The 25,709-nt window shown below is 40.0% G+C and carries 23 protein-coding genes; 21 read left to right on the forward strand and 2 right to left on the reverse strand.

Going from position 1 to position 25,709, the window contains the following annotated elements; genetic code table 11:
- Nucleotides 1–67: 67 nt before the first annotated feature.
- Complete coding sequence (gene map, locus AB4J89_RS10255) at nucleotides 68–865, reverse strand: type I methionyl aminopeptidase (protein WP_075671708.1); 798 nt, start codon at nucleotides 863–865, stop codon at nucleotides 68–70.
- A 597-nt stretch (nucleotides 866–1,462) separates the two neighbouring features.
- Between map and rpsB the strand changes: the two genes are divergently transcribed.
- The 20 genes from rpsB (at nucleotide 1,463) to tilS (ending at nucleotide 24,396) form a co-directional block, all read left to right on the forward strand.
- Nucleotides 1,463–2,188, forward strand: coding sequence for a 30S ribosomal protein S2 (gene rpsB / locus AB4J89_RS10260; RefSeq protein WP_023582712.1), 726 nt, complete (start codon nucleotides 1,463–1,465; stop codon nucleotides 2,186–2,188).
- 135 nt (nucleotides 2,189–2,323) lie between these two features.
- Nucleotides 2,324–3,175: a translation elongation factor Ts gene (tsf, locus tag AB4J89_RS10265; protein WP_075671706.1), complete on the forward strand. Its 852-nt coding sequence runs from the start codon at nucleotides 2,324–2,326 to the stop codon at nucleotides 3,173–3,175.
- Nucleotides 3,176–3,311: 136 nt separating this feature from the next.
- Complete coding sequence (pyrH, locus tag AB4J89_RS10270; protein ID WP_023582710.1) at nucleotides 3,312–4,040, forward strand: UMP kinase; 729 nt, start codon at nucleotides 3,312–3,314, stop codon at nucleotides 4,038–4,040.
- A gap of 113 nt (nucleotides 4,041–4,153) precedes the next feature.
- A complete protein-coding gene (gene frr / locus AB4J89_RS10275) occupies nucleotides 4,154–4,711 on the forward strand; it encodes a ribosome recycling factor (protein ID WP_088494697.1) in 558 nt (185 codons plus the stop codon).
- A gap of 192 nt (nucleotides 4,712–4,903) precedes the next feature.
- Nucleotides 4,904–6,097 carry a 1-deoxy-D-xylulose-5-phosphate reductoisomerase gene (gene ispC, locus AB4J89_RS10280; RefSeq protein ID WP_368469124.1) on the forward strand — a complete coding sequence of 398 codons (1,194 nt, stop codon included), beginning with the start codon at nucleotides 4,904–4,906 and terminating at the stop codon, nucleotides 6,095–6,097.
- Nucleotides 6,098–6,323: 226 nt separating this feature from the next.
- Nucleotides 6,324–7,082 carry a (2E,6E)-farnesyl-diphosphate-specific ditrans,polycis-undecaprenyl-diphosphate synthase gene (ispU, locus tag AB4J89_RS10285; RefSeq protein WP_075671700.1) on the forward strand — a complete coding sequence of 253 codons (759 nt, stop codon included), beginning with the start codon at nucleotides 6,324–6,326 and terminating at the stop codon, nucleotides 7,080–7,082.
- 1 nt (nucleotide 7,083) lies between these two features.
- A complete protein-coding gene (gene cdsA / locus AB4J89_RS10290; RefSeq protein WP_311755333.1) occupies nucleotides 7,084–7,947 on the forward strand; it encodes a phosphatidate cytidylyltransferase in 864 nt (287 codons plus the stop codon).
- 9 nt (nucleotides 7,948–7,956) lie between these two features.
- Complete coding sequence (gene rseP / locus AB4J89_RS10295; protein ID WP_088494700.1) at nucleotides 7,957–9,309, forward strand: sigma E protease regulator RseP; 1,353 nt, start codon at nucleotides 7,957–7,959, stop codon at nucleotides 9,307–9,309.
- Nucleotides 9,310–9,348: 39 nt separating this feature from the next.
- Nucleotides 9,349–11,754 carry an outer membrane protein assembly factor BamA gene (gene bamA / locus AB4J89_RS10300; protein WP_368469127.1) on the forward strand — a complete coding sequence of 802 codons (2,406 nt, stop codon included), beginning with the start codon at nucleotides 9,349–9,351 and terminating at the stop codon, nucleotides 11,752–11,754.
- A gap of 92 nt (nucleotides 11,755–11,846) precedes the next feature.
- A complete protein-coding gene (locus AB4J89_RS10305; protein WP_036934019.1) occupies nucleotides 11,847–12,344 on the forward strand; it encodes an OmpH family outer membrane protein in 498 nt (165 codons plus the stop codon).
- Between the two features lie 3 nt (nucleotides 12,345–12,347).
- A complete protein-coding gene (gene lpxD, locus AB4J89_RS10310) occupies nucleotides 12,348–13,376 on the forward strand; it encodes a UDP-3-O-(3-hydroxymyristoyl)glucosamine N-acyltransferase (RefSeq protein WP_368469129.1) in 1,029 nt (342 codons plus the stop codon).
- Between the two features lie 123 nt (nucleotides 13,377–13,499).
- Entirely contained in the window at nucleotides 13,500–13,952 is a 453-nt protein-coding gene (gene fabZ / locus AB4J89_RS10315) for a 3-hydroxyacyl-ACP dehydratase FabZ (protein ID WP_006535887.1), read from the forward strand.
- Nucleotides 13,953–13,955: 3 nt separating this feature from the next.
- On the forward strand, nucleotides 13,956–14,759 hold the full coding sequence (gene lpxA / locus AB4J89_RS10320) for an acyl-ACP--UDP-N-acetylglucosamine O-acyltransferase (protein ID WP_088494703.1): 804 nt from the start codon (nucleotides 13,956–13,958) through the stop codon (nucleotides 14,757–14,759).
- 7 nt (nucleotides 14,760–14,766) lie between these two features.
- Nucleotides 14,767–15,939 carry a lipid-A-disaccharide synthase gene (lpxB, locus tag AB4J89_RS10325; protein ID WP_311755334.1) on the forward strand — a complete coding sequence of 391 codons (1,173 nt, stop codon included), beginning with the start codon at nucleotides 14,767–14,769 and terminating at the stop codon, nucleotides 15,937–15,939.
- Nucleotides 15,939–16,529: a ribonuclease HII gene (gene rnhB / locus AB4J89_RS10330; RefSeq protein ID WP_006535883.1), complete on the forward strand. Its 591-nt coding sequence runs from the start codon at nucleotides 15,939–15,941 to the stop codon at nucleotides 16,527–16,529. The genes lpxB and rnhB overlap by 1 nt, the downstream gene beginning before the upstream one ends.
- A 21-nt stretch (nucleotides 16,530–16,550) precedes the next feature.
- Nucleotides 16,551–20,033, forward strand: coding sequence for a DNA polymerase III subunit alpha (dnaE, locus tag AB4J89_RS10335; protein ID WP_088494704.1), 3,483 nt, complete (start codon nucleotides 16,551–16,553; stop codon nucleotides 20,031–20,033).
- Nucleotides 20,034–20,045: 12 nt separating this feature from the next.
- Nucleotides 20,046–21,005, forward strand: coding sequence for an acetyl-CoA carboxylase carboxyl transferase subunit alpha (gene accA, locus AB4J89_RS10340; RefSeq protein WP_088494705.1), 960 nt, complete (start codon nucleotides 20,046–20,048; stop codon nucleotides 21,003–21,005).
- 239 nt (nucleotides 21,006–21,244) lie between these two features.
- A complete protein-coding gene (locus AB4J89_RS10345) occupies nucleotides 21,245–21,988 on the forward strand; it encodes an SDR family NAD(P)-dependent oxidoreductase (RefSeq protein WP_088494706.1) in 744 nt (247 codons plus the stop codon).
- Between the two features lie 146 nt (nucleotides 21,989–22,134).
- Nucleotides 22,135–23,028, forward strand: coding sequence for a DMT family transporter (locus AB4J89_RS10350; protein ID WP_088494707.1), 894 nt, complete (start codon nucleotides 22,135–22,137; stop codon nucleotides 23,026–23,028).
- 36 nt (nucleotides 23,029–23,064) lie between these two features.
- Entirely contained in the window at nucleotides 23,065–24,396 is a 1,332-nt protein-coding gene (gene tilS, locus AB4J89_RS10355; RefSeq protein WP_368469133.1) for a tRNA lysidine(34) synthetase TilS, read from the forward strand.
- 33 nt (nucleotides 24,397–24,429) lie between these two features.
- Here the strand turns inward: tilS and rof are convergent, their stop codons facing one another.
- Complete coding sequence (gene rof, locus AB4J89_RS10360) at nucleotides 24,430–24,690, reverse strand: Rho-binding antiterminator (RefSeq protein ID WP_194951120.1); 261 nt, start codon at nucleotides 24,688–24,690, stop codon at nucleotides 24,430–24,432.
- Between the two features lie 262 nt (nucleotides 24,691–24,952).
- Between rof and nlpE the strand changes: the two genes are divergently transcribed.
- Entirely contained in the window at nucleotides 24,953–25,633 is a 681-nt protein-coding gene (gene nlpE / locus AB4J89_RS10365; protein WP_088494710.1) for an envelope stress response activation lipoprotein NlpE, read from the forward strand.
- Nucleotides 25,634–25,709: the final 76 nt, after the last annotated feature.

The following is a 25,709-nucleotide window of genomic DNA, read 5'->3' on the forward strand; positions in this document are numbered from 1 at the left end:
AAATAAAATAAAAAAAGCGACACATCTCGAAAAAATATGTCGCTTTTACATTTCTAGCTGAAGAAGCTTATTCGTTGACTAATACCGCAGAAATAAATGGCTCTTCTTCTTTGCGTAATGTCATGATTTCACAACCATTATCGGTAACAACTAATGTATGCTCGTACTGCGCTGACCAACCTCTGTCTTTAGTTTTAACAGTCCAGCCATCTTTCATTGTACGAATACGGTAATCACCAGTGTTTACCATTGGTTCGATGGTAAATGCCATGCCTTTTTGTAACACAACACCGCTGTCATCTGCATCATAGTGTAGAACTTGAGGTTCTTCATGGAATCCTTCACCAATACCATGGCCGCAATATTCGCGAACAACAGAATAGTCATGACCTTCAACAAATTTTTGAATTGCTTTGCCAAGTTCACGTAAGCGAATGCCGGGTTTAACCATTTTAATGGCAAGGTAGAGGCTTTCTTGAGTGATACGACATAAGCGTTCACCTTGGATTGTTGGTTTACCTACAATAAACATTTTTGATGTATCGCCATGAAAACCATCTTTAATGACAGTGACGTCAATATTAACGATATCACCATCTTTAAGGATTTTTTCTTCACTAGGAATACCATGGCAAATAACATCGTTAACCGAAATACAGACTGATTTAGGGAAACCATGATAGTTAAGACAAGCAGGAATAGCCTGTTGTGCGTTAACAATATGTTCATGACAAATACGGTCCAATTCAGCGGTGTTTACGCCAGGTTTTACGAACGGTGCGATAATTTCAAGAACTTCTGCCGCAAGACGACCTGCGACGCGCATTTTTTGAATATCTTCTTCTGTCTTGATTACAATAGCCATTTGAGTTCTTCGTCTAGATTAAAAGCCACAATACGAATTAGATAACACGCTTTGTTGTATTCATATTTTGTATTGCAGGTTGAATGAATGATGATGAGAAATAATTCTGATTACCATTTATGATATCAGCAGAAAGTAGGTGTGCCAATAAAGAGGATGTGTGCAATCTGTCTGATATCGAGAATAATGACGAACATTACGCCTTCTTAATCTGATTGTCTTTACATATTGCGCTTTTCTATTTGGTGTTTTTCTAGCAAATTGATATTAGAGCAATATTTATCATCACTGCACTAATCTCGCTTTTTTCTTTGTCTAAATGATGTGTTTTTATGTCAAATAAGACCGTGGCAATCGTAAGTAATAGTGGTTTCTTAAGGTTATTTATGGTATAAAGCGCGCCGGAGTTCTGTTATTGCATCACACCGTAAGTAATGGCAGTAAATCTGAAACATTCAATTGTGTTAATTACACACACAAATCGGCACATAACGCCGGGGTGCTCTTATGTAAAGGCTAAACCTTTACAGCTGATGAGTCGGTCGTATGGGATTTGTGGACGAAATAACCCCAAATTTAAATTTATAGAGGTCTAAAATGGCAACTGTTTCAATGCGCGATATGCTGCAAGCCGGTGTTCACTTCGGTCACCAAACTCGTTACTGGAATCCAAAAATGAAACCATTCATCTTTGGTGCACGTAACAAAGTTCATATCATTAACTTGGAAAAAACTGTTCCAATGTTCAATGAAGCTCTGGTTGAACTGAACAAAATTGCTTCTCGTAAAGGCAAAATCCTGTTTGTTGGTACTAAGCGCTCTGCCGTTGAAGCTGTTAAAGAAGCAGCAGAAAGCTGTGACCAGTTTTATGTAAACCACCGCTGGTTAGGCGGTATGCTGACTAACTGGAAAACTGTTCGTCAGTCAATCAAACGCCTGAAAGATTTAGAATCACAATCTCAGGACGGTACTTTTGACAAACTGACCAAGAAAGAAGCGTTAATGCGTTCTCGTGAACTTGGTAAGTTAGAAAACAGCCTGGGTGGTATCAAAGACATGGGCGGTTTACCTGACGCTCTGTTTGTTATCGATGCTGAACACGAACACATTGCTATCAAAGAAGCAAACAACCTGGGTATCCCAGTATTTGCTATCGTTGATACTAACTCTGATCCAGATGGTATCGACTTCATTATCCCTGGTAATGACGATGCAATCCGTGCGGTTAAATTATATCTGACCGCTGCAGCTACAGCTGTTCGTGAAGGTCGTTCTCAAGATCTGGCTGTTCAGGCTGAAGAAGGCTTAGTCGAAGCTGAATAATAAGGCATGCTCGTAAGAGCCCTTATTTAACCAGGTATTGCTATATATTGGTTAGGGGGCCTCAATAGGCCCCCTTTACACATCTGCTATGAGAACATCTATGGCTAGCCCATAGAAAAGTCGAGGAAGAAACAAATGTCTGGAATTACCGCTGCATTGGTAAAAGAACTGCGTGAACGTACTGGCGCAGGCATGATGGAATGTAAAAAAGCGCTGGTTGAAGCTAATGGTGATATCGAATTAGCAATCGACAACATGCGTAAATCAGGTCAAGCTAAAGCGGCTAAAAAAGCAGGCCGTGTTGCTGCTGAAGGTATCATCCTTGCAGAAGTTGCTGCTGATGGTAAATTCGGTGCGCTGGTTGAACTGAACTGTGAAACAGACTTCGTTGCTAAAGATGCTGGTTTCATCGCTTTCGGTAAAGAAGTTATGGCTGCTGTATTAGCAGATAAAACTGATGATATCGATGCTCTGAAAGCTAAATTCGAAGAAGCTCGTACTGCATTAGTTGCTAAAATCGGTGAAAACATCAACATTCGTCGTGTTGCTGTATTAGAAGCTGAAGAATTAGGTACTTACCTACACGGTGCTCGCATCGGTGTTTTAGTTTCAGCTAAAGGCGCTAACGAAGAACTGATCAAACACATTGCTATGCACGTTGCTGCAAGCAAACCAGAATATGTTCGTCCTGAAGATGTTCCTGCTGATGTTGTTGAACATGAGCACCAAATTCAGATGGATATCGCAATGCAATCAGGTAAACCACGCGAAATCGCAGAAAAAATGGTTATCGGTCGCATGAACAAATTCACCGGTGAGATTTCTCTGACTGGTCAGCATTTCGTAATGGACCCAAGCAAAACTGTTGGCGAACTGCTGAAAGAAAACAATGCTGATGTTATCAACTTCGTTCGTTTCGAAGTTGGTGAAGGTATTGAGAAAGTTGAAGCTGATTTCGCAGCTGAAGTTGCTGCAATGAGCAAATAATAACGCTTAGCGTTAACAGAACCGCCTAACGGCGGTTCTATTTTGTTGTAATCTCCACTGGCTGTTTGCTTTTTTTTGTTAAAAAGAGAAGCTATCTAAAACCTCCAATTAACTAATCTGCTTAGGACAGAACACCATGGCTACCAATGCAAAACCTGTATATCAGCGAATTTTATTAAAGCTGAGTGGCGAAGCCCTGCAAGGTGCAGAAGGTTTCGGTATCGATGCGAGCGTACTTGATCGCATGGCTCAGGAAATCAAAGAACTCGTTGAATTAGGTATACAAGTCGGTGTCGTAATTGGCGGTGGTAACTTGTTCCGTGGCGCAGGTCTTGCTGCGGCAGGTATGAACCGTGTTGTGGGTGACCACATGGGAATGCTCGCGACAGTAATGAATGGTTTAGCAATGCGTGATTCATTGCACCGTGCTTATGTAAACGCGCGCCTTATGTCTGCATTTCCACTGAATGGTGTCTGCGATAACTACAGTTGGGCAGAAGCAATTAGCTTATTACGCCATGGTCGAGTCGTTATTTTCTCGGCTGGTACAGGTAACCCATTCTTTACTACCGATTCTGCTGCGTGTTTACGCGGTATTGAAATTGAAGCTGACGTTGTACTAAAAGCAACGAAAGTGGACGGCGTTTATTCTGCCGATCCAACCAAAGATCCTGATGCAGTACTTTATGAAACGCTGACTTATCAGGATGTATTAGAACGTGAATTGAAAGTCATGGATCTTGCTGCATTCACATTAGCCCGAGATCATAATTTACCTATCCGCGTATTCAATATGAATAAACCGGGTGCATTACGTCGGGTTGTAATGGGTGAAAGTGAAGGAACTTTGATTTCTCACGCTTAATACACAGAGACAACGGTATAATTTGGCGTTAACATCTAGAGTACGCCAATTCATTTATGTCGGTATGTTTTTCATATCGACTGGAAGATAACCAGTTCCCAAGGGTTTATAACGTGATTAATGAAATCAAAAAAGATGCTCAAGAACGCATGGATAAAAGCGTTGAAGCACTAAAAAGCCAGATTAATAAAGTTCGTACTGGTCGTGCGTCTCCTGCCCTTTTAGATGGCATTGTAGTTGAATACTACGGAGCGCCAACTCCATTAAACCAAGTTGCTAACGTTGTCGCAGAAGATGGCCGTACACTGGCAATCACTGTATTCGACCGTACTTTAGCTCCTGCCGTTGAAAAAGCAATTATGGCATCAGATTTAGGTTTAAATCCTTCATCTGCTGGTACCATTATCCGTGTTCCACTGCCTCCATTAACTGAAGAACGTCGTAAAGACCTAATCAAAGTTGTTCGTGGTGATGCAGAACAAGGTCGCGTTTCTGTTCGTAATATCCGTCGTGATGCTAACGATAAAGTAAAAGCATTACTGAAAGATAAAGAAATCAGCGAAGATGATGAGCGCCGCTCACAAGATGATATTCAGAAATTAACTGACATGTTCATTAAAAAAATTGATGATGCATTAGCGCTGAAAGAAGCAGAGTTAATGGAATTCTAATTTTTATATCTTTTTTCGATAATGCCGCTTTTTAGCGGCATTATTTTTAACTATTTATTTGAAAATTCGTGCTTAATACCTTCTTTTGTCACATTATTTATTAAAGTTTTCATCTTTAATCCTCATTTACCTCGTCATACTGATATAATTCTCTTTAATTAAAACGTTGTAGACATACTGATTGATTAATAAATGAAACAAATAACTATATTAGGCTCAACAGGATCTATCGGAACTAGCACTCTTTCCGTAATTGAAAATAATCCTGATGAGTATCAGGTTCTTGCTTTAGCCGCAGGAAAAAATGCAGACAAAATGGCACAACAATGCCTTGCTTTCCAGCCTAAATACGCTGTGATGTCTGATGAAAAAAGTGCAAATCAGCTTAAACAGCTACTCGCTAATACATCTTGTAAAACAGAAATTCTATCTGGGTCTCACTCGATCAATGAAATTGCAGCTCTTGATGAAGCTGATCAAGTCATGTCCGCTATAACAGGTGTTGCAGGATTAAAACCGACACTTGCAGCCATTGAAAAAGGCAAGAGAATTCTGTTAGCAAATAAAGAATCACTGATAACCAGTGGGCGTCTTTTCTTTGATGCAGTTGCTAGATATGGCGCGACAATTTTACCCATTGATAGCGAACATAATGCAATTTACCAAAGCTTACCTAAAGCAATTCAAGAAAACCTAGGTCATGCATCTTTAGCTAATGAAGGTGTGACAAGTATTCTGTTAACAGGTTCTGGCGGACCATTTCGCTACACACCATTAGAACAGCTAGAAGCAATGACACCAGATCAAGCGTGCGCGCATCCAAATTGGTCTATGGGACGTAAAATTTCAGTTGATTCTGCAACAATGATGAATAAAGGGCTTGAGTATATTGAAGCTCGTTATTTCTTCAATGCTTCTGAAGAAGAAATGGAAGTAATCATTCATCCACAATCTGTTATTCATTCAATGGTTCGTTATCGTGATGGCAGTATTATCGCTCAAATTGGTGAACCCGATATGAGAACGCCAATTGCGTACTCAATGGCTTATCCTCATCGTACTCAATCTGGTGCAAAAGCATTAGATTTCTTTGAGATTCAATCTCTAGAGTTTATTCGCCCTGACTATCAACGTTACCCTTGTTTAGCGCTTGCTATTGAAGCGTCAAAACGTGGGCAAGCGGCAACAACAGTGTTAAATGCGGCTAATGAAGTTGTTGTTGATGCATTTTTACACGAAAAAGTGAAGTTTACTGATATTGCTAAAATTAATCGCAAAGTTGTTGAACATTTTGACCTATCAGAGCCTCAAAGTATTAATGATGTTCTAGAAATTGATAAATTAGCGAGATTAGAAACTCATCAGATAATCACTCAATTTGTATAATGGTGATTATATTTAATATAGGGTGTTTGTTCGTCTTTCTGGCTAATGGTATAGTTGCCGAATCACTAAAGACAATAATGAAAATTAACAGTTCATTACTAAAGCTATTGCTTTAGCAACTTTGAGGCTTTGCCAAAGGCCGTGGGTGACACGGTTTTTTTTTGTGCATAGGTTATCCGAAGAGGACTGTCTGTATCAGTATCAGATTAGCAAAGGGTTAAATTGAGTGAACTTATCCAGTGACGATTCATCCGCATCAAAACCAAAGCATGTTGCTATCATTATGGATGGCAATGGGCGTTGGGCTAAAAAGCAAGGGAAACTCCGAGTAACGGGGCATCGCGCGGGAATTAAAGCAGTTCGGGATGCGGTTAGCTTTTCCGTAAAACACAAAATTGAATCACTAACGTTATATGCATTTAGTAGCGAAAACTGGAATAGACCAGAGCAGGAAGTGAGTTCCCTCATGGAATTATTTGTTTTTGCTTTAGATAACGAAGTGAAGAGCCTACATAAACATAATGTTAAATTAACTGTCATTGGTGATATCAGCCGTTTTAGCCGCCGTTTACAAGACCGAATTAAAAGTTCTGTGGCACTCACTGCAAATAATACAGGGCTTAATTTAAATATTGCAGCTAATTATGGCGGTCGATGGGATATTACTCAAAGTGTAAAACAATTAGCGACATCCCTCGCAAAAGGGGAAATTAATCTCGAAGATATCAATGAAAATGCAATATCTTCACATCTTTGCTTGCATAATCAGCCTGGCGTCGATCTTGTTATTCGAACAGGTGGTGAGCATCGTATAAGTAATTTTCTTATTTGGCAGATTGCTTATGCTGAGCTTTATTTTACACAGGTTTTATGGCCTGATTTTGATGAACAAGTTTTTCAGAATGCACTAGATGCTTTTGCTAAACGGGAAAGACGTTTCGGTGGTACTACATCAGAAACAGATACTATAAATCTGGGAGGATAACTTGCTTAAGTATCGTGTCATCACTGCATTAATTTTAATCCCTATTGTTATTGCTGCACTATTTCTACTTCCTCCAGCAGGTTTTGGATTAGTTATTATCGCAATATCAGGCTTAGCGGGTTGGGAATGGGCACAATTTATTGGCTGGCATTCTCAAGGTAAACGTATTGCGACAGGGATCGGCTTTGCTACATTGTTACTCGTTATGCAGTTTTCTTTGCCTAATTTTGACCACCTACTCGATACTCCAATGATAAAAAATGGTTTGTGGGCGGGTTTAATTTGGTGGATGGCAGCAATTTTATTAGTTGTAAGTTATCCGAATTCAGCCAATATGTGGAAAAATTCAGTTTTTATTAAGCTATTGTTCGGTATATTGACGATTGTTCCCTTTTATTGTGGCATGATGGCGCTGCGTATGTTGGGTTATAACACTGACACTTATACGGGCGCATGGTGGTTATTGTATGTCATGTTATTAGTTTGGGCTGCTGACTCTGGTGCCTACGCTTTCGGACGCCTAATGGGTAAACATAAAATGGCGCCTAAAGTATCACCAGGTAAAACCCTTGAAGGGTTAGTTGGTGGGTTGATTACGGCAGGTGTTGCATCGTGGCTATTTACTTATTTTGCACCTGTGACTGAAGTACCTAATAACTTGTTATTAATATCTGGCGTTGTTGTTATCGTCTCGGTATTTGGTGATCTAGCAGAAAGCATGTTTAAACGTGTTTCAGGCATTAAAGACAGTAGCCAATTGATACCGGGGCATGGTGGTGTGCTTGATAGAATTGATAGTTTGACTGCGGCTATCCCAGTCTTTGCAGGATTGGTCTTTCTGATTTCTTCTGGCTTTAAACTATAAAGGTAAGTAATGGGTATCCTGTGGAATCTTGCCGCGTTTATTATCGTTTTAGGTATTCTAATTACGGTACATGAGTTTGGACATTTTTGGGTAGCTAGGCGCTGTGGTATCTATGTCGAGCGTTTTTCTATTGGTTTTGGAAAAGCAATTTGGCGAAAAACAGATAAACATGGTACTGAATTTGTTATCGCATGGATACCTTTGGGTGGCTATGTAAAAATGTTAGATGAGAGAGTCGCTGAGGTTGCACCTGAGCGCCGTCATCTTGCATTTAATAATAAAACAGTTGGCCAACGTGCTGCGGTTGTTGCTGCGGGACCTATTGCCAACTTTTTGTTAGCAATAGTCGCCTATTGGATAGTTTTTATGATAGGTGTTCCTGCATTAAAACCTATAATTGCAGACATTCGTCCGAATTCTATCGCAGAACAAGCAAAATTAACGCCTGGGATGGAACTAAAATCCGTTGCAGGTATCGAAACGCCTGATCAGAATGCAGTTCGTTTAGCATTAGTCAGTAAAATTGGTGCCAAAGAGGTTTCATTCGTTGTTTCAGATCCTAATTCTCTTTCTGAGAGTGAGAATATACTGAATTTACAACAGTGGAGTTTTGATCCTGAAAAACAAGATCCTATCTTGTCCCTAGGAATAATGCCTGTTGGCGCGCGGTTAGACTCAAAAATTATTGAGGTTACGGTAGGTTCTGCTGCTGAAAAAGCGGGTTTACAGGCAGGGGATCGTATCGTTAAAGTTGATGGTCAGCCAATTGATACATGGCATCCATTTACTTATTTCGTTCGACAAAGTCCAAATAAAGCCTTGGAACTTCTTGTTGAACGTAACGGCTCGTCGTTGATGCTGAAAGTTACACCGACAGCTGTTGCACTGAAAGATGGCACTGAAATAGGGCAAGTTGGTGCGCAATTACAAATATTACCTCCTGATGAGCAATATTTGATAATGCAGCAATACAACCCATTTTCGGCGCTCTATGAAGCATCTGATAAAACATGGCAGTTGATGGGTTTAACTGTCAAAATGATTGGCAAGTTAGTCGTAGGTGACGTCAAATTAACTAACCTTAGTGGACCAGTTTCTATCGCGAAAGGCGCTGGAATGTCCGCTGATTCTGGTTTTATTTATTATTTGATGTTTATGGCGCTTATCAGTGTCAATTTGGGGATCATTAACTTGTTTCCCCTGCCTGTCTTAGATGGCGGGCACCTGCTTTTCCTGGTTATCGAGAAGATAAAGGGAGGGCCGGTATCTGAGCGTGTACAAGATTTCTGTTATCGTATTGGTATTATGGCACTGATGCTTTTAATGGGACTTGCACTTTTCAATGATTTCTCTCGCTTATAATTGGTAAGCAGAGACCGGTTAGGAAAACACAAAACAACGATGGCGATGAAAAAGTTGCTTATAGCGTCGCTGCTGCTGGGCAGCGCCACTGCATACGGTTCAGACGGATTCGTAGTTCAGGACATTCAATTTGAAGGTCTTCAACGCGTCGCCGTTGGTGCAGCATTACTGAACATGCCTGTCCGGGTTGGAGACTCGGTCGGTAATGATGATATCAGCCGAACTATCCGTTCATTATTTGCGACAGGAAACTTTGATGATGTTCGTGTCCTGCGTGACGGAAATACTCTGATTGTTCAAGTAAAAGAGCGTCCAACTATTGCCAGCATTACTTTCTCTGGTAATAAAGCAATCAAGGAAGAGATGCTAAAACAGAACCTTGATGCTTCTAACATTCGTATCGGCGAAACACTCGACCGTACAATGCTAGCGAATATCGAGAAAGGACTTGAAGATTTCTATTATAGTGTTGGTAAATATAATGCAACTGTAAAAGTGGTTGTTACACCTCTTCCTCGTAACCGTGTTGGCTTAAAACTTGTGTTTGCAGAGGGTGTTTCAGCAACTATTCAGCAAATCAACATTGTTGGTAATAAAGCGTTTTCTACTGCTGAGCTCGTTAACCGCTTCCAATTACGTGACGATGTTCCTTGGTGGAACTTAGCGGCTGATGAAAAATATCAGAAGCAAAAACTGGCTGGTGACTTAGAGACATTAAGAAGCTTCTATCTTGATCGTGGTTATGCACGTTTTGATATTGAATCGACGAATGTCAGTTTAACGCCAGACAAAAAAGGAATTTACATTACCATTAACCTGAAAGAAGGTGACAAATACACAGTAGAAAATACTGAAATCAATGGTAATACGGCGGGCTATACTAAACAAATTGAAGAGCTTATCGAAATTGCACCGGGCTCTCTTTATAATGGTGCGCAAGTAACTAAAACAGAAAATGATATTAAAAATCTGTTAGGTCGTTATGGATATGCTTATCCTCGCGTTATGACAAACCCTGAAATTAATGATGAAAATAAAACCGTGAAACTGCATGTAAACGTGGATGCAGGAAACCGTTTCTATGTTCGTCAAGTACGTTTTGCGGGTAATGACATCACTAAAGATTCTGTTTTACGCCGTGAGATGCGTCAAATGGAAGGTGCGTGGTTAGGCAGCGATTTAGTTGAACAAGGTAAAGAGCGTTTAAATCGTTTAGGTTATTTCGAAACGGTTGAAACAGAAACTCAGCGTATTCCAGGTTCTCCTGATCAGGTTGATATCGTTTATCGCGTAAAAGAGCGTAACACAGGTTCTCTTAACTTTGGTGTCGGTTTCGGTACTGAAAGTGGTGTGAGCTTCCAAGTGGGTGTTACTCAAGATAACTGGTTAGGTACAGGTAACGCAGTCGCTATTAATGCGAGTAAAAATGATTACTCAACTTACGCAGAATTATCTGTTACTGATCCATACTTTACCGTTAATGGTGTGAGTTTAGGTGGTCGAGTTTTCTATAATGACTTCCGTGCTAATGATGCTGATTTATCAGGTTATACGAATAAATCTTATGGTGTAGATGGTACGCTAGGCTTCCCAATTAATGAATATAACTCAGCACGTCTTGGCTTAGGCTATACTCACAATGGTCTGTCACGTATGGAACCGCAGGTTGCAATGTGGCGTTACCTCGAAAGTATGGGTGAAAACCCAGGCTTTGATAAACGTGAATCGTTTAATGCTGATGATTATACTGTTAGCCTTGGTTGGACATTCAATAACTTAAATAAAGGTTTCTTCCCTACCTCAGGTGTGAGAAGTAACTTAAGTGGACGTGTGACTGTACCGGGCTCTGACAACAAGTACTATAAAGTGACTTGGGACGGTATGGCATATTATCCAATTGATGAAAAAGAATCTTGGGTAACGCTATTTAAAGGTCGTTTAGGCTACGGTGATGGTTTAGGTGGTAAAGAATTACCATTCTATGAAAACTTCTATGCAGGTGGTTCTGGTACAGTTCGTGGTTTCCGTTCAAATAATATCGGTCCTAAAGCGATTTATCTGCAGAAAAATGCAGATGGTACTGTAACACCAAAACCGGGTGAGCCATCTAGCGATGCTATCGGTGGTAACGCAATGGCTGTGGCAAGTTTTGAGCTGATTACACCAACGCCATTTGTAGATGATAAATACTCATCTTCAGTCAGAACATCTCTGTTTGTTGATGCAGGTACAGTATGGGATACCAACTGGAGTAGCACTAACTCAGCTTGGACAGCAGGTATGCCAGATTATAGTCGTGCAAGTGATGTACGTGTTTCAACAGGTGTTGCGTTACAATGGTTATCTCCTTTAGGTCCGTTAGTATTCTCTTATGCTAAGCCAATAAAAGATTACGAAGGCGATAAATCAGAGCAATTCCAGTTTAATATTGGTAGAACGTGGTAGCGATGTAAGTAAAGTTGATGCCTGATTCACAATGCTGAAAAAGGCATCCGATTTCTGACAAAAAATTATTTTTGGTTTTAAGGAGTTTAATCGTGAAAAAATTGTTATGTGCCGCTGCCCTAGGAATGGCATTGACCATGTCAGCAGGTGTTCAAGCCGCAGATAAAGTAGGTGTTGTGAACATCGGTCAAGTTCTCCAACAAATTCCTAACCGTGATGCGGTAGAGAAACAATTGGAAAATGAATTCAAATCACGTGACACTGAATTGCAGAACTTAGGTAAAGCACTACAGACCGCTGTTGAGAAATATCAAAAAGATGCACCAACTATGAATGCAACACAACGTGCAAATACAGAGAAAGATCTGGTTGCCAAACGTGAAGCATATGCACAAAAAGCACAAGCTTTTGAGCAAGACTTTAGCCGTCGTCAAGCTGAAGAACGTAACAAAATCATGAAACGTGTATTAGACGCTGTTGATGCAGTAGCGAAGAAAGAAGGCTATGATGTGATCCTTGACGCTAACACTGTACCTTATTTCGCAGATGGTAAAGATATTACTGCTCAGGTTCAAAAACAGGTTAAATAATAGATGTTTTCAATTCGATTAGCTGATCTTGCTCAGCAGTTGAATGCACAGTTACACGGCGATGGTGATATCACTATCGCCGGTCTTGCTTCAATGAGCCTAGCAAATAGCGAACAAATTACATTTCTTTCTGATAGTCGCTATCGTGAAAAATTAAGTGAATGTCAGGCTGCTGCCGTTGTATTAACAGAGGCTGATCTTCCATTTTGTCCCGTAGCCGCACTTGTGGTGAAAAACCCTTATCTTGCCTATGCTCAAATGGCACAGATTATGGATACAACACCGCAGCCAGCAGAGGATATTCACCCAAGCGCTGTTATTTCTCCTGACGTTAAGTTAGGAAAGAATGTATCAGTGGGTGCAAATGCCGTTATCGAATCTGATGTTATCCTTGGTGATAATGTCGTGATTGGTGCCGGTTGTTTTGTGGGTAAAAAAGCACATATTGGCGATAATAGCCGTTTATGGGCAAATGTATCTGTTTATCATGAAGTTATCATTGGTAAAGATTGTCTGGTTCAATCAGGTACTGTGATTGGTTCAGATGGTTTTGGGTATGCTAATGAACGTGGTAATTGGATTAAAATTCCACAATTAGGTTCAGTGGTGATTGGTGATCGCGTTGAAATCGGTGCATGTACTACAATCGACCGAGGCGCATTAGATAACACAGTTATCGGTAATGGTGTTATCATTGATAACCAGTGCCAAATCGCACATAACGTTATTATTGGTGATAATACCGCTGTTGCTGGTGGTGTCATCATGGCGGGCAGCCTGAAAATAGGTCGCTATTGTATGATTGGTGGAGCAAGTGTTATCAATGGTCATATGGAAATCTGTGATAAAGTCACGGTAACAGGTATGGGAATGGTAATGCGTCCTATCACTGAGCCGGGTGTTTATTCTTCAGGAATTCCGCTGCAATCGAATAAAGCATGGCGTAAAACCGCAGCACTTGTGTTGCGAATTGATGAAATGCAAAAAAGGCTCAAGTCGCTTGAACGTCAAGTAGAAAGTAGCGACAAGTAACAATATACGTCATTGACGAATGTTACCCATTTTGCGACCTGCGGGTTAACTCACTTTTTGAGTCACAGCAGGTCGTGTCATTATTAATTAGACTCAGTTTTATTAGACAGGAAGAGTATTGCAATGAGTGAGAATCATACTCTGCAAATCGAAGAAATTTTAGATTTACTTCCACACCGTTACCCATTCTTATTGGTTGATCGTGTCCTTGATTTTGAAGAAAAGAAATTTCTAAGAGCAGTAAAAAATGTATCTTTTAATGAGCCTTTCTTTCAAGGTCACTTTCCAGGAAAACCAATTTTCCCGGGCGTACTGATCCTCGAAGCCATGGCACAGGCAACGGGTATTTTAGCATTCAAAAGCGTAGGAAAGCTGGAACCTGGTGAACTCTACTATTTTGCTGCTATTGACGGTGCTCGCTTTAAGCGTCCTGTCTTACCTGGGGATCAAATGATCCTAGAGGTAGAATTCATTAAAGAACGTCGTGGTGTTGCTCGCTTTAAAGGCGTCGCTAAAGTTGATGGGGAAATTGCTTGCGAAGCTGAAATGATGTGTGCTCGCCGCCGTGAGGTCTAGCCTATGATAGATAAATCCGCAGTAATTCACCCTTCCTCAATTATTGAAGAGGGTGCGGTAATTGGTGCTAATGTTCGCATTGGCCCTTTTTGTGTCATTGGTGCTAATGTTGAGATTGGTGAAGGAACTGACATCAAATCTCACGTTGTTATCAATGGGCACACACGCATTGGTCGAGATAATCAGATCTATCAATTTACTTCTATTGGTGAAGTTAATCAGGATCTGAAATATCGAGGTGAACCAACGCAAGTGATTATTGGTGATCGAAACCTTATTCGTGAAAGTGTGACTATCCATCGTGGAACAACCCAAGGTGGTAATATCACAAAAATTGGTAACGATAACTTACTGATGATTAATACCCACGTCGCACATGATTGTATCATTGGCGATCGTTGTATTATTGCAAATAACGGCACTTTGGGTGGTCACGTCACGTTAGGTGATTTTGTGATTATCGGTGGTATGAGTGCAGTTCATCAGTTTTGCCAAATTGGCTCTCACGTGATGGTCGGTGGATGTTCAGGTGTGGCACAAGATGTACCTCCTTTTGTTATTGCACAAGGAAACCACGCAACCCCTTATGGGCTGAATATTGAAGGATTAAAGCGCAGAGGTTTTGCTAAAGAAGATCTTCATGCAATCCGTAATGCTTACAAAGTGCTCTATCGTAATGGTAAAACACTGGAAGAAGCGCGTGAAGAAATTGGACAATTGGTTGCTGATAATAATAATCCGCATGTCAAATTGTTCAGTGATTTTCTGGAAAACTCAGCAAAATCTAACCGCGGTATCATTCGCTAATTAGGATATGACCTTGTCAGGCCAATTATCTACTGCTCAGCGTCCGTTAGTTATCGGCTTAGTTGCTGGTGAAACGTCCGGTGATATCTTGGGCGCGGGATTAATCCGCGCTCTAAAACAAATGCATCCCAATGTCCGCTTTGTCGGTGTTGCTGGACCTCTTATGCAAGCTGAAGGTTGTGAAGCTTGGTATGAAATGGAAGAGCTTGCCGTCATGGGGATCGTTGAAGTTCTTGAACGATTACCTCGCTTATTAAAGATCAGAAAAGATCTCACTCAACGATTCTCAGAATTAAAGCCTGATGTTTTCGTGGGGATCGATGCACCTGATTTTAATATCACCCTTGAAGGTCGTTTAAAGCAAAAAGGGATCAAAACTATTCACTATGTCAGTCCCTCTGTGTGGGCTTGGCGTCAAAAACGTGTTTTCAAAATTGGTAAAGCGACAGATCTTGTCTTAGCTTTTCTGCCTTTTGAAAAAGCGTTTTATGATAAGTATCAGGTTCCTTGTCGTTTTATTGGCCATACAATGGCTGATGCCATCGCCTTAAACCCAGACAAAAAGGCTGCTCGTGAACATTTAGGGATATCTGAAGAAACTCCTTGTTTAGCACTTCTTCCTGGTAGTCGTCATGCTGAAGTTGAGATGCTAAGTGCTGATTTTATAAAAACAGCACAGTTACTAAAACAGCAAATTCCCTCTCTTCATATTGTTGTGCCATTAGTTAATGCTAAGCGTCGAGCCCAATTTGAACAGATACATCAAAATGTGGCACCAGAACTTGAGATACAACTTCTTGATGGACAAGCAAGAGAAGCAATGACTGCGAGTGATGCGACTTTGTTAGCATCAGGTACAGCTGCATTAGAATGTATGCTCACGAAATGCCCAATGGTTGTTGGCTATCGCATGAAACCATTTACTTTCTGGTTAGCAAAACGATTAGTTAAAACGCCTTATGTCTCGTTACCTAACTTGTTAGCTGGTCGAGAAATTATCAAAGAATTATTGCAAGAAGAGTGCGAGCCTTCGGCATTAGCACAACAGCTTTTACCTCTTTTGACTGATGAAGAAAAAGTACGTCAATTAAAAGAGATATTTTTACAGCTACATAGCGCCATTCGTTGTAATGCGGATGAGCAAGCAGCAAATGCAGTATTAGAATTGGTAGAGAAATAATGGAATTTGTATATCCAAAAGCAAATCTTATTGCTGGAGTTGATGAAGTTGGTCGAGGTCCATTAGTGGGGGCAGTGGTTACTGCTGCCGTTATTCTTGATCCGGCAAATCCAATTGAAGGGTTAACAGACTCCAAAAAGCTAACAGAAAAAAAGCGTAATGCCCTTTATGACGAAATAAAAGAAAAAGCATTATGTTGGGCGATAGGTCGTGCAGAGCCTGAAGAAATTGATGAATTAAATATCCTTTGGGCAACTATGAAAGCAATGGAACGTGCTGTTGCCGGATTATCAATAACACCTGATATGGTTTTAATTGATGGCAACCGTTGCCCTAAATTACCTATGGCCTCTCAAGCGGTTATAAAAGGTGATAGTTTAGTTCAAGAAATTAGTGCGGCTTCTATACTTGCTAAAGTGACTCGTGATAGAGAAATGGAAGAGTTAGATAAGCTTTACCCTGATTATGGTTTTGCTAAACATAAAGGGTATCCAACTGTTTTCCATATGGAAAAACTAGCCTTATTAGGGGCAACACCCTATCATCGAAAAAGTTTTGCGCCTGTAAAACGTGCTTTAAATTTAAAGTAATCCACAGAGTAATTAAACACTATGGCAGATCCTCGTTTTATCCATCTTAGGGTACACAGCGATTATTCAATGATCGATGGATTGGCAAAAACAGGGCCTCTTGTGAAGAAAGTGGCTTCGCTGGGAATGCCTGCTTTTGCGATTACTGATTTCACTAACTTGTGTGGGCTAGTGAAATTTTATGGTGCTGCACATGGTGCAGGCATTAAACCTATCATTGGTGCAGATGTTTACCTTGAAACAGAATTATTAGGTGATGAATATGCTCATCTCACTATTCTTGCACGCAATAATGTAGGATACCAAAACCTCACTTTACTGATTTCAGAAGCTTACAAACACGGCTACGGCGCTGTTGGACCGACGATTAAACAAGAGTGGTTAACAACCTATAAAGAAGGGCTCTTGTTACTTTCAGGCGGTAGAATGGGGGATGTGGGTAAGTTCCTACTTCGTGGTAATCGAGCTTTAGTCGAGCAATGCCTTGAGTATTATCAAACTCATTTTCCTGATAGTTATTATCTAGAACTGATCCGTACAGGTCGTACTGATGAGGAAACTTATCTTCATGAAGCTGTTGCACTGGCTTCTGAAAAAGGTTTGCCTGTTGTTGCAACCAATGACGTCTGTTTTCTTGATAGTGATGATTTTGATGCACACGAAATTCGTGTCGCAATTCATGATGGTTTTACATTATCTGATCCTAAGCGTCCTAAGAACTATAGCCCTCAGCAATATATGCGCACAGAAGAAGAAATGTGTGAATTATTTGCTGACATACCCGAAGCATTAGAAAACAGTGTTGAAATCGCTAAACGCTGTAATGTCACGATCCGCTTAGGGGAATACTTCCTTCCACAATTCCCAACCGGGGATATGAGTACAGAAGATTTCCTCGTCAAAAAATCACAAGAAGGTTTGGAAGAGCGTTTAGCTTTTTTATTTCCAGATCCTGAAGAGCGACAAAAAAGACGTCCTGAATATGATGAGCGTCTTGATATCGAGCTGAAAGTGATTAACCAGATGGGATTCCCTGGTTACTTCCTTATCGTGATGGAATTTATTCAGTGGTCTAAAGATAATGGTGTTCCTGTTGGTCCTGGACGAGGTTCAGGTGCCGGTTCACTAGTGGCTTACTCACTGAAAATCACGGATCTCGATCCTCTTGAGTTTGACTTGCTTTTCGAACGTTTCCTTAACCCTGAACGTGTTTCGATGCCTGACTTTGACGTCGATTTCTGTATGGAAAAACGCGATAGAGTTATCGATCACGTTGCTGAAATGTACGGTCGAGATGCAGTATCTCAGATCATTACGTTTGGTACGATGGCGGCGAAAGCGGTTATTCGAGATGTTGGTCGTGTTTTAGGGCACCCTTACGGTTTTGTTGATAGAATCTCAAAACTTGTTCCTCCTGATCCGGGTATGACGCTAGAAAAAGCGTTTGCTGCCGAACCTCAATTACCTGAAATTTATGAAGCCGATGAAGAGGTTAAATCTCTTATTGATATGGCTCGTAAATTAGAAGGGGTAACACGTAATGCGGGTAAACATGCTGGTGGTGTTGTTATTTCACCAACAAAAATTACCGATTTTGCGCCACTCTATTGTGATGCCGAGGGAAATAACCCCGTTACACAATTTGATAAGAACGACGTTGAGTATGCTGGTCTTGTTAAATTTGACTTCTTAGGTTTAAGAACACTAACCATTATTAACTGGGCATTAGAGATGATTAATGCCCGGCGCGCTAAAAAGTCACTCGAACCTGTTGATATTGCGGCGATCCCATTAACGGATCAGCGTAGCTTTGATATGTTGCAGCGTTCAGAAACAACTGCGGTATTCCAGTTGGAATCTCGCGGTATGAAAGATCTTATCAAACGCCTACGTCCTGACTGTTTTGAAGATATGATTGCACTTGTTGCCCTATTTCGTCCGGGGCCATTACAGTCAGGCATGGTGGATAACTTTATCGACCGTAAACATGGTGTTGAAGAGATTTCATATCCTGATGTTAAGTGGCAACATGAAAGTTTACAGCCCGTTCTAGAACCAACCTATGGTGTTATCTTATATCAAGAACAAGTTATGCAAATCGCACAGGTTCTTGCGGGATATACATTAGGTGGCGCGGATATGTTACGACGCGCAATGGGTAAGAAAAAGCCTGAAGAGATGGCAAAGCAACGTTCTGTTTTTGAAGATGGTGCTATCAAAAACGGCGTCGATGGTGAGCTTGCTATGAGGATCTTTGACTTGGTGGAGAAATTCGCCGGTTATGGATTTAACAAATCACACTCAGCAGCGTATGCATTAGTTTCTTATCAAACATTATGGTTAAAAGCCCACTATCCAGCTGAATTTATGGCTGCTGTAATGACGGCAGATATGGATAACACTGAAAAAGTAGTGGGATTGGTTGATGAATGTTGGAGAATGGGCTTAAAGGTTCTTCCTCCTGATATTAATAGCGGTCTTTATCATTTCCATGTAAATGATGAAGGCGAAATCGTTTATGGTATTGGTGCCATTAAAGGTGTGGGTGAAGGCCCGATTGAAGCAATTGTAGAAGCGCGTCAGCAAGGCGGCCACTTTAAAGATATTTTTGATCTCTGTGCTAGAACAGAAACGAAAAAATTGAATCGCCGAGTGATGGAAAAACTGATAATGTCAGGCGCATTCGACAAACTGGGGCCTCATCGTGCTGCTTTGATGTCTTCATTAGAAGATGCATTAAAAGCTGCAGATCAACATGCTAAAGCTGAAGCAATAGGGCAATCGGACATGTTCGGTGTGTTAGCTGAAGCTCCTGAACAAGTTGAGCGCTCTTATGCCAATATCCCTAAATGGCCAGATCAAGTCGTTTTAGAAGGTGAGCGAGAGACTTTAGGTTTATATTTAACAGGTCATCCGATCACTCGTTATTTAAAAGAAATTGAACGATATGCGGCAGGAACACGTCTAAAAGATTTAGTACCAACACCTCGTGGTCAAATGGTGAAGGTAGCGGGCTTAGTACTTGCTTCTAAAGTGTTTACAACGAAACGTGGAAATCGGATCGGCGTTTGTACCTTAGATGATCGTTCAGGTCGCTTAGAAATTATGTTATTTTCTGATGCATTGGATAAATACCAACATTTATTAGAACAAGACAAGATTTTAATTGCTACTGGGCAGGTCAGCTTTGATGATTTCAATGGTGGGCTTAAAATGACAGTCCGCGAACTTATGGATATCAACGAAGCCCGTGAAAAATATGCACGAGGACTTGCTATCTCATTATCGGACAGGCAAATTAATGAGCAATTATTAAATCGTCTTCGCGACGTTTTAGAACCTCATCGTTCAGGCACGATACCGGTTCACCTTTATTTTGAAAAGCATGATGCCTGTGCACGTTTACGATTTGGTGCGACTTGGCGTGTAACGCCAACAGATATGCTTTTAACGGATCTGCGAACTCTGCTGGGTAATGAGCAGGTAGAATTAGAATTTGACTAAAATAGGAATGTTATGAGTCTTAATTTTCTGGATTTTGAACAGCCAATTGCCGAGTTAGAAGCGAAAATTGATTCGCTAACCGCAGTTAGCCAACATGATGAAAAAATTGATATTAATATCGATGAAGAAGTTTCACGCTTAAGAGAAAAAAGCCTAGAGCTAACGCGTAAGATTTTTTCTGATCTTGGTGCATGGCAAGTTGCACAACTTGCACGTCATCCATTAAGACCTTACACACTGGATTATATTCATCGTATCTTTACTGACTTCCAAGAATTAGCTGGCGATCGTGCTTATGCTGATGATAAAGCTATTGTTGGTGGTATCGCGCGTTTAGATGGTCGTCCTGTTATGGTTATTGGGCACCAGAAAGGACGTGAAACAAAAGAGAAAATCCGCCGTAATTTTGGTATGCCAGCGCCGGAAGGCTATCGTAAAGCGCTTCGTTTAATGGAAATGGCACAACGTTTTAATCTTCCTATTATCACCTTTATTGATACTCCGGGTGCTTATCCGGGAGTAGGTGCAGAAGAGCGTGGTCAATCAGAAGCAATCGCACGTAACTTACGTGAAATGTCACGCTTTGGTGTGCCAATCATCTGTACTGTTATTGGTGAAGGTGGTTCTGGTGGTGCGTTAGCCATTGGTGTTGGCGACAAAGTGAATATGCTGCAATACAGCACTTATTCTGTTATTTCACCAGAAGGTTGTGCATCTATCCTTTGGAAAAGTGCAGACAAAGCACCATTAGCTGCTGAAGCGATGGGCATCACTGCAAACCGTTTAAAAGAGCTTAAGTTAATTGATACGGTTATTCCTGAGCCTTTAGGTGGCGCACATCGTCATCATGATGAAATTGCAGCGTCTTTAAAAGCACAAATTAAATCTGATTTAGAAGAGTTAGATGCATTTGACTCTGAAGAGTTAACAAACCGTCGTTACCAACGTTTAATGGAATACGGTTACTGCTGATAGTGTGATGCTATTTAAAAATAAAAGAGAGCCTCATGTTGATAACATGAGGTTTTTTTTATCCCTAGAACTATCTCTTCCTAAGACAATAAAATCAAGTGATATTAACTACAATGTATTATATATCAATGTGTTAAGTCGATCTCAAAAACAATATTAATTTACTTTTTCACTAAAAGAATAATAAGTCGTATCTATTATTTTATAGAGTCATTTACTTCTTTTATGAGGAAAAAGCGATGATATCGTTTAATGGTAAAGTTGGAATTATTACAGGCGGTAATAGTGGTATTGGTTTAGCTTCTGCGGAAAAGTTTTTATCCTTAGGTGCATCAGTTGTTATCACTGGCAGTAATTTAGCTCGAGGGCAAAAAGCAGAAAAATACCTAAAAGAGAAAGGGCTTTTAGGTGAATTTATACAAATGGATGTGAAAAGCGAAAAAGAGAACGAACAACTTATTGATTATGTCGTAAATAAATATGGACGATTGGATTTCATCTTTGCTAATGCTGGTGTTTTAACTGATAACATCGCAGATAAATTAGAGTATGAAAAATGGAAAGGAGTATTAGATGTTAACCTTAATGGACTCTTTCTGATTAATCGTGCAGCAATTCAATATTGGCTGAAAAATCAATTATCAGGTGCGATTGTTAATTGTAGTTCGATTTGTTCCTTTGTTGGTCAACATGAATTTCCTGCCTATTGTGCATCAAAAGGCGGTGTTAAATTATTGACACAAACACTTGCTATTGATTATGCAAGCAAAGGCATTCGTGTTAATGCGGTTTGTCCGGGGTATATCGATACACCTTTATTAGATGGTCGTGAGCTAGATAAGCAAAAGCTAGCGATACTACATCCTATTGGTCGTCTCGGTACGCCAGAAGAAGTCGCTAATGTTGTGGTGTTTTTGGCTAGTGATGCCGCCTCGTTTGTTACTGGAGCTTCTTATTTAGTAGATGGTGGTTTTACTGCCTAACGCTATTTTTAATATAAAGCAGAATAATCACTATTCTGCTGATTTTTTATTTATCTCTTACTTCTATTCTTTACTGTCTTTTTTGTTTAAACGCTTTATTATCAAAAATACAATTTTAACAATAAATCAACTATTTTGGTTTTTATATGGCATTTTCAATTACCATAAGATCTCTTATCTACGCATTGTTATGTGTGTTGATTTGGAGTTTTATTCCCGTTATTTCTCGTATAGGGCAAGCTTCTTTAGACAGTTTTCAATTTTTATTCTGGTCCAATGTTTTCTCAATGATTGCAGTTATTCTCACTGCACTTTTTATAAAGAAAACACCAACACAATTATTTATTTTGTCTAAATCGACCTATTGGAAAGTGTTTATTCTTGGTGGGTTAGATTGTCTATTCTATTTATTGCTCTATTACGGTTACACATTAGAGAATGGTATTGCGGTATTGGTGATACAGTATAGCTGGCCATTATTAATTATTGGATTATCGGTTATTTTACTGAAAGATAGGCTGACTTTAGGGCAAATCATTGGGGTTATTTTAGGTTTTATTGCCGTTATTATCACCTTCACCAAAGGAAACATTACATCAATTGCTGTCGATAATCCTCAAGCCTTATTACTCGTTTTTGCTGGTGCCTTTTGTTTTGCATTAATGTCTGTACTTTCCAAACAATTCTCACTCGATGCTTACATGAGTACGGTATGGTTGTTTGTTTTTTCAACACTGATTTCATTGATCCTAATGTGGATGTTTAGTGAGTTTAAACTACCAGATGCTCCATCTTGGCTCCCTGTCATTTTAAATGGTGTATTAATCAACGGTGTCTCTTATATTTTATGGTTTAAAGCCATGAACAGTGGTGAGTCGACTAAAATAGCTTCTGTTGTTTTCCTTTCGCCTGTGCTTTCAATGATTTGGTTAGTCGTTATATTTCACGATCCTTTTGTTATTGCTTATGCAGTAGGGCTAGGTTTGGTATTAATCGCAGGAATACTTTGTATTCGTGCAAAATCAGGTAGAAAAGCTTAACATAATCATCTGAATTCACTGATAAATGACGATACGATGAAACAGGAATACGGTTTACTCCTTAGAGAAATCAAACAACAAATTGATCCTTACACTAAAATTTTGGTGGGTTTTAGTGGTGGAGTAGATTCCACAGTTTTATTACAAGGGCTTGTACGTTTACGTGATGAATTCCAATTACCTTTAGAATTAACGGCCATCTATATTCATCATGGATTAAACATCAAAGCAGATGAGTGGCTTGCTCATTGTGAACAATGTTGTCAGCAATGGAGTGTTGATTTTATCAGTGAAAAAGTGAATGTAGATCCTAAAGAAGGCGGTCTTGAAAATGGTGCAAGAGAGGCGCGTTACCAAGCCTTTCGTCGATATTTACAGCCACAACAAGTGCTAGTGACGGCTCAACATCAAGATGATCAAGCCGAGACCTTTTTACTGGCTTTAAAGCGAGGCAGCGGCCCTGCTGGGCTTTCTTCAATGCCAGCAAAAATGGTATTTGAAAATGGCTATTTACTTCGACCATTACTCAATATTACGCGTGAACAAATCGAATCTTATGCTACTGAACAAGGGTTAGATTGGATAGAAGACGATAGTAATCAAGATGACCGCTATGATCGCAATTTTTTACGGTTGCGAGTTATGCCCTTATTGGCTCAACGATGGCCTCACTTTTCACAAGCGGTGACTCGAAGTGCGGCATTGTGTGGAGAACAAGAAGCACTACTAGATGAATTATTAGATTCTGAACTTAATGCTTTAATGGACAGTGATCATAGTTTAGATATCAATCAATTGGCTCATTGTAGTGTTATCAAGCGAAATGCTTTATTGAGGCGCTGGTTTGCTGAACACAATAAGACCATGCCATCAAGACAACAAATTTTACGATTATGGCAAGAGGTCGCTTTAGCCAAAGAAGATGCTGAGCCTCGATTACAATTTTATCAAGATGAAGTTAGACGCTATAAACAGCGTCTTTATCTAGTTCCAATCATTAAAGAGCCTGTTGGACACATTATTGAGTGGCAGCTCAATGAGCCTTTGTATTTACCTAATGGATTAGGGGCTTTATCACTCATTGCCGAAACAGGAAAAAATACCGTTAGAGCGCCTTCAAGTGATGAAAAAGTCACAGTGCGTTTTGGTTTAACACAAGCATCTCTGCGTATTGTAGGGCGAGAGCACGCTCGACATAGTAAAAAGATTTGGCAAGAGCTTGAGGTTGCACCTTGGCGTAGAACCAAAATTCCTTTGATTTATTATAATGATACGTTAATTGCAGCTATTAATACGTTTGTTACTTTTGAGGGAAAAGCAACATCAGAACACGCTATTACTATTGAGTGGCGAGAGGCTCATGAATGAACAACCGCCGGTTGGCGGTTGTTCCTTATTCGGTTATTCCGATTTTATAATGATTGTCCCAAGTTCGGGATTAGAAAAACTGGCAATAATATCCAGTCGCAAATCTTTAGAGCCTTCAGACGTTTTGACTTTTAGGTATTCAACTTTCTTGCTTAAGAAAAGGTCATCCGCGATACCTTCAATAAGCTCACCATCATGCAGTTCAATATGGAGTGCTAAACCACGCTGGCATGCTAACTCCAGATACTCGTAATCATCACAGTTAATTGGTTGATATTCTGTATTTGTTGACATATTCCCTCACCACTCTTTCGTGGCGGTGTTGCCGCCAGTGAATAATTCAGAATAAAATCATTATGCTGTTATTCGATGTGAGCACAATAGTTATTATAATAATTTTCTGAAATAGTTCTTTATTAGAAGTGATTTGAGAAATAATTAACAATTATGGGTGCATTTGTCTTAAAGCTTGTTTTATTGCCCCCTTTTATTTTAAAAAATGTTAGAATCATATTGAGAATGATTTATTAAAAAGTACCCAGAATGTAGGGAGTCGATGATGGGGAAAAAACTTTTATTTGCAGCCGTTGCTGCTGGGTTATTTGTACTGTCAGGTTGCCAAAATAACATTGGCTTATCACTTGATGGAAAAATTGTAGACCAAACTTACAACAGTATTCTGCCTTGTGCCGATTGCTCTGGTATCGACACGACAATTCTTGTTAATCAAGATGGCTCTTATGTTATGGAGCAAAGCTATCAAGGTTCACCTGATGATAAACGTAGTTTCTTTGAATCAGGAACATGGGTATTAGGTAAAGATAAGCTGACGTTGACTAATAGTTACGGTGAAAAGAGCTATTATTTACCTCGTGAAGATAAATTAGTCATGCTTGATATTGATGGCAACGTCATTAATTCAGAACTAAATTATACTTTAGCTAAGGTTCAACCTAAACAGCTTGCGGGTGAATTTACCTACTTTGCCGATGCAGGTACGTTTAAAGATTGCCAATCAGGGCGAGTTTATGCAGCTAATGGTATTGAATTAGAAAAAGGCTATTTCTCAACCGGTGTTGATGGTGGAACACCTGTTTACCTCGAAGTTAATGGTTATTACAGCATTCGTCCTTCAATGGAAGATGGTAAATATGATCGAGCTTTAGTGGTTACAGATGATAAGCCTCGTTTTAATCGCCATGGCTCTTGCGGAAACCATCGTGGTGGCAGAAGCTAAGTTTTAGTCTCTATTTATTTCTAATAAAAAACCCGCTGATCGCGGGTTTTTTGTTTTATCAATCAAGCCCCTTAAA

This window comes from Proteus sp. STS61-E (assembly GCF_040932335.1).
GTDB classification, from domain to species: domain Bacteria; phylum Pseudomonadota; class Gammaproteobacteria; order Enterobacterales; family Enterobacteriaceae; genus Proteus; species Proteus mirabilis_B.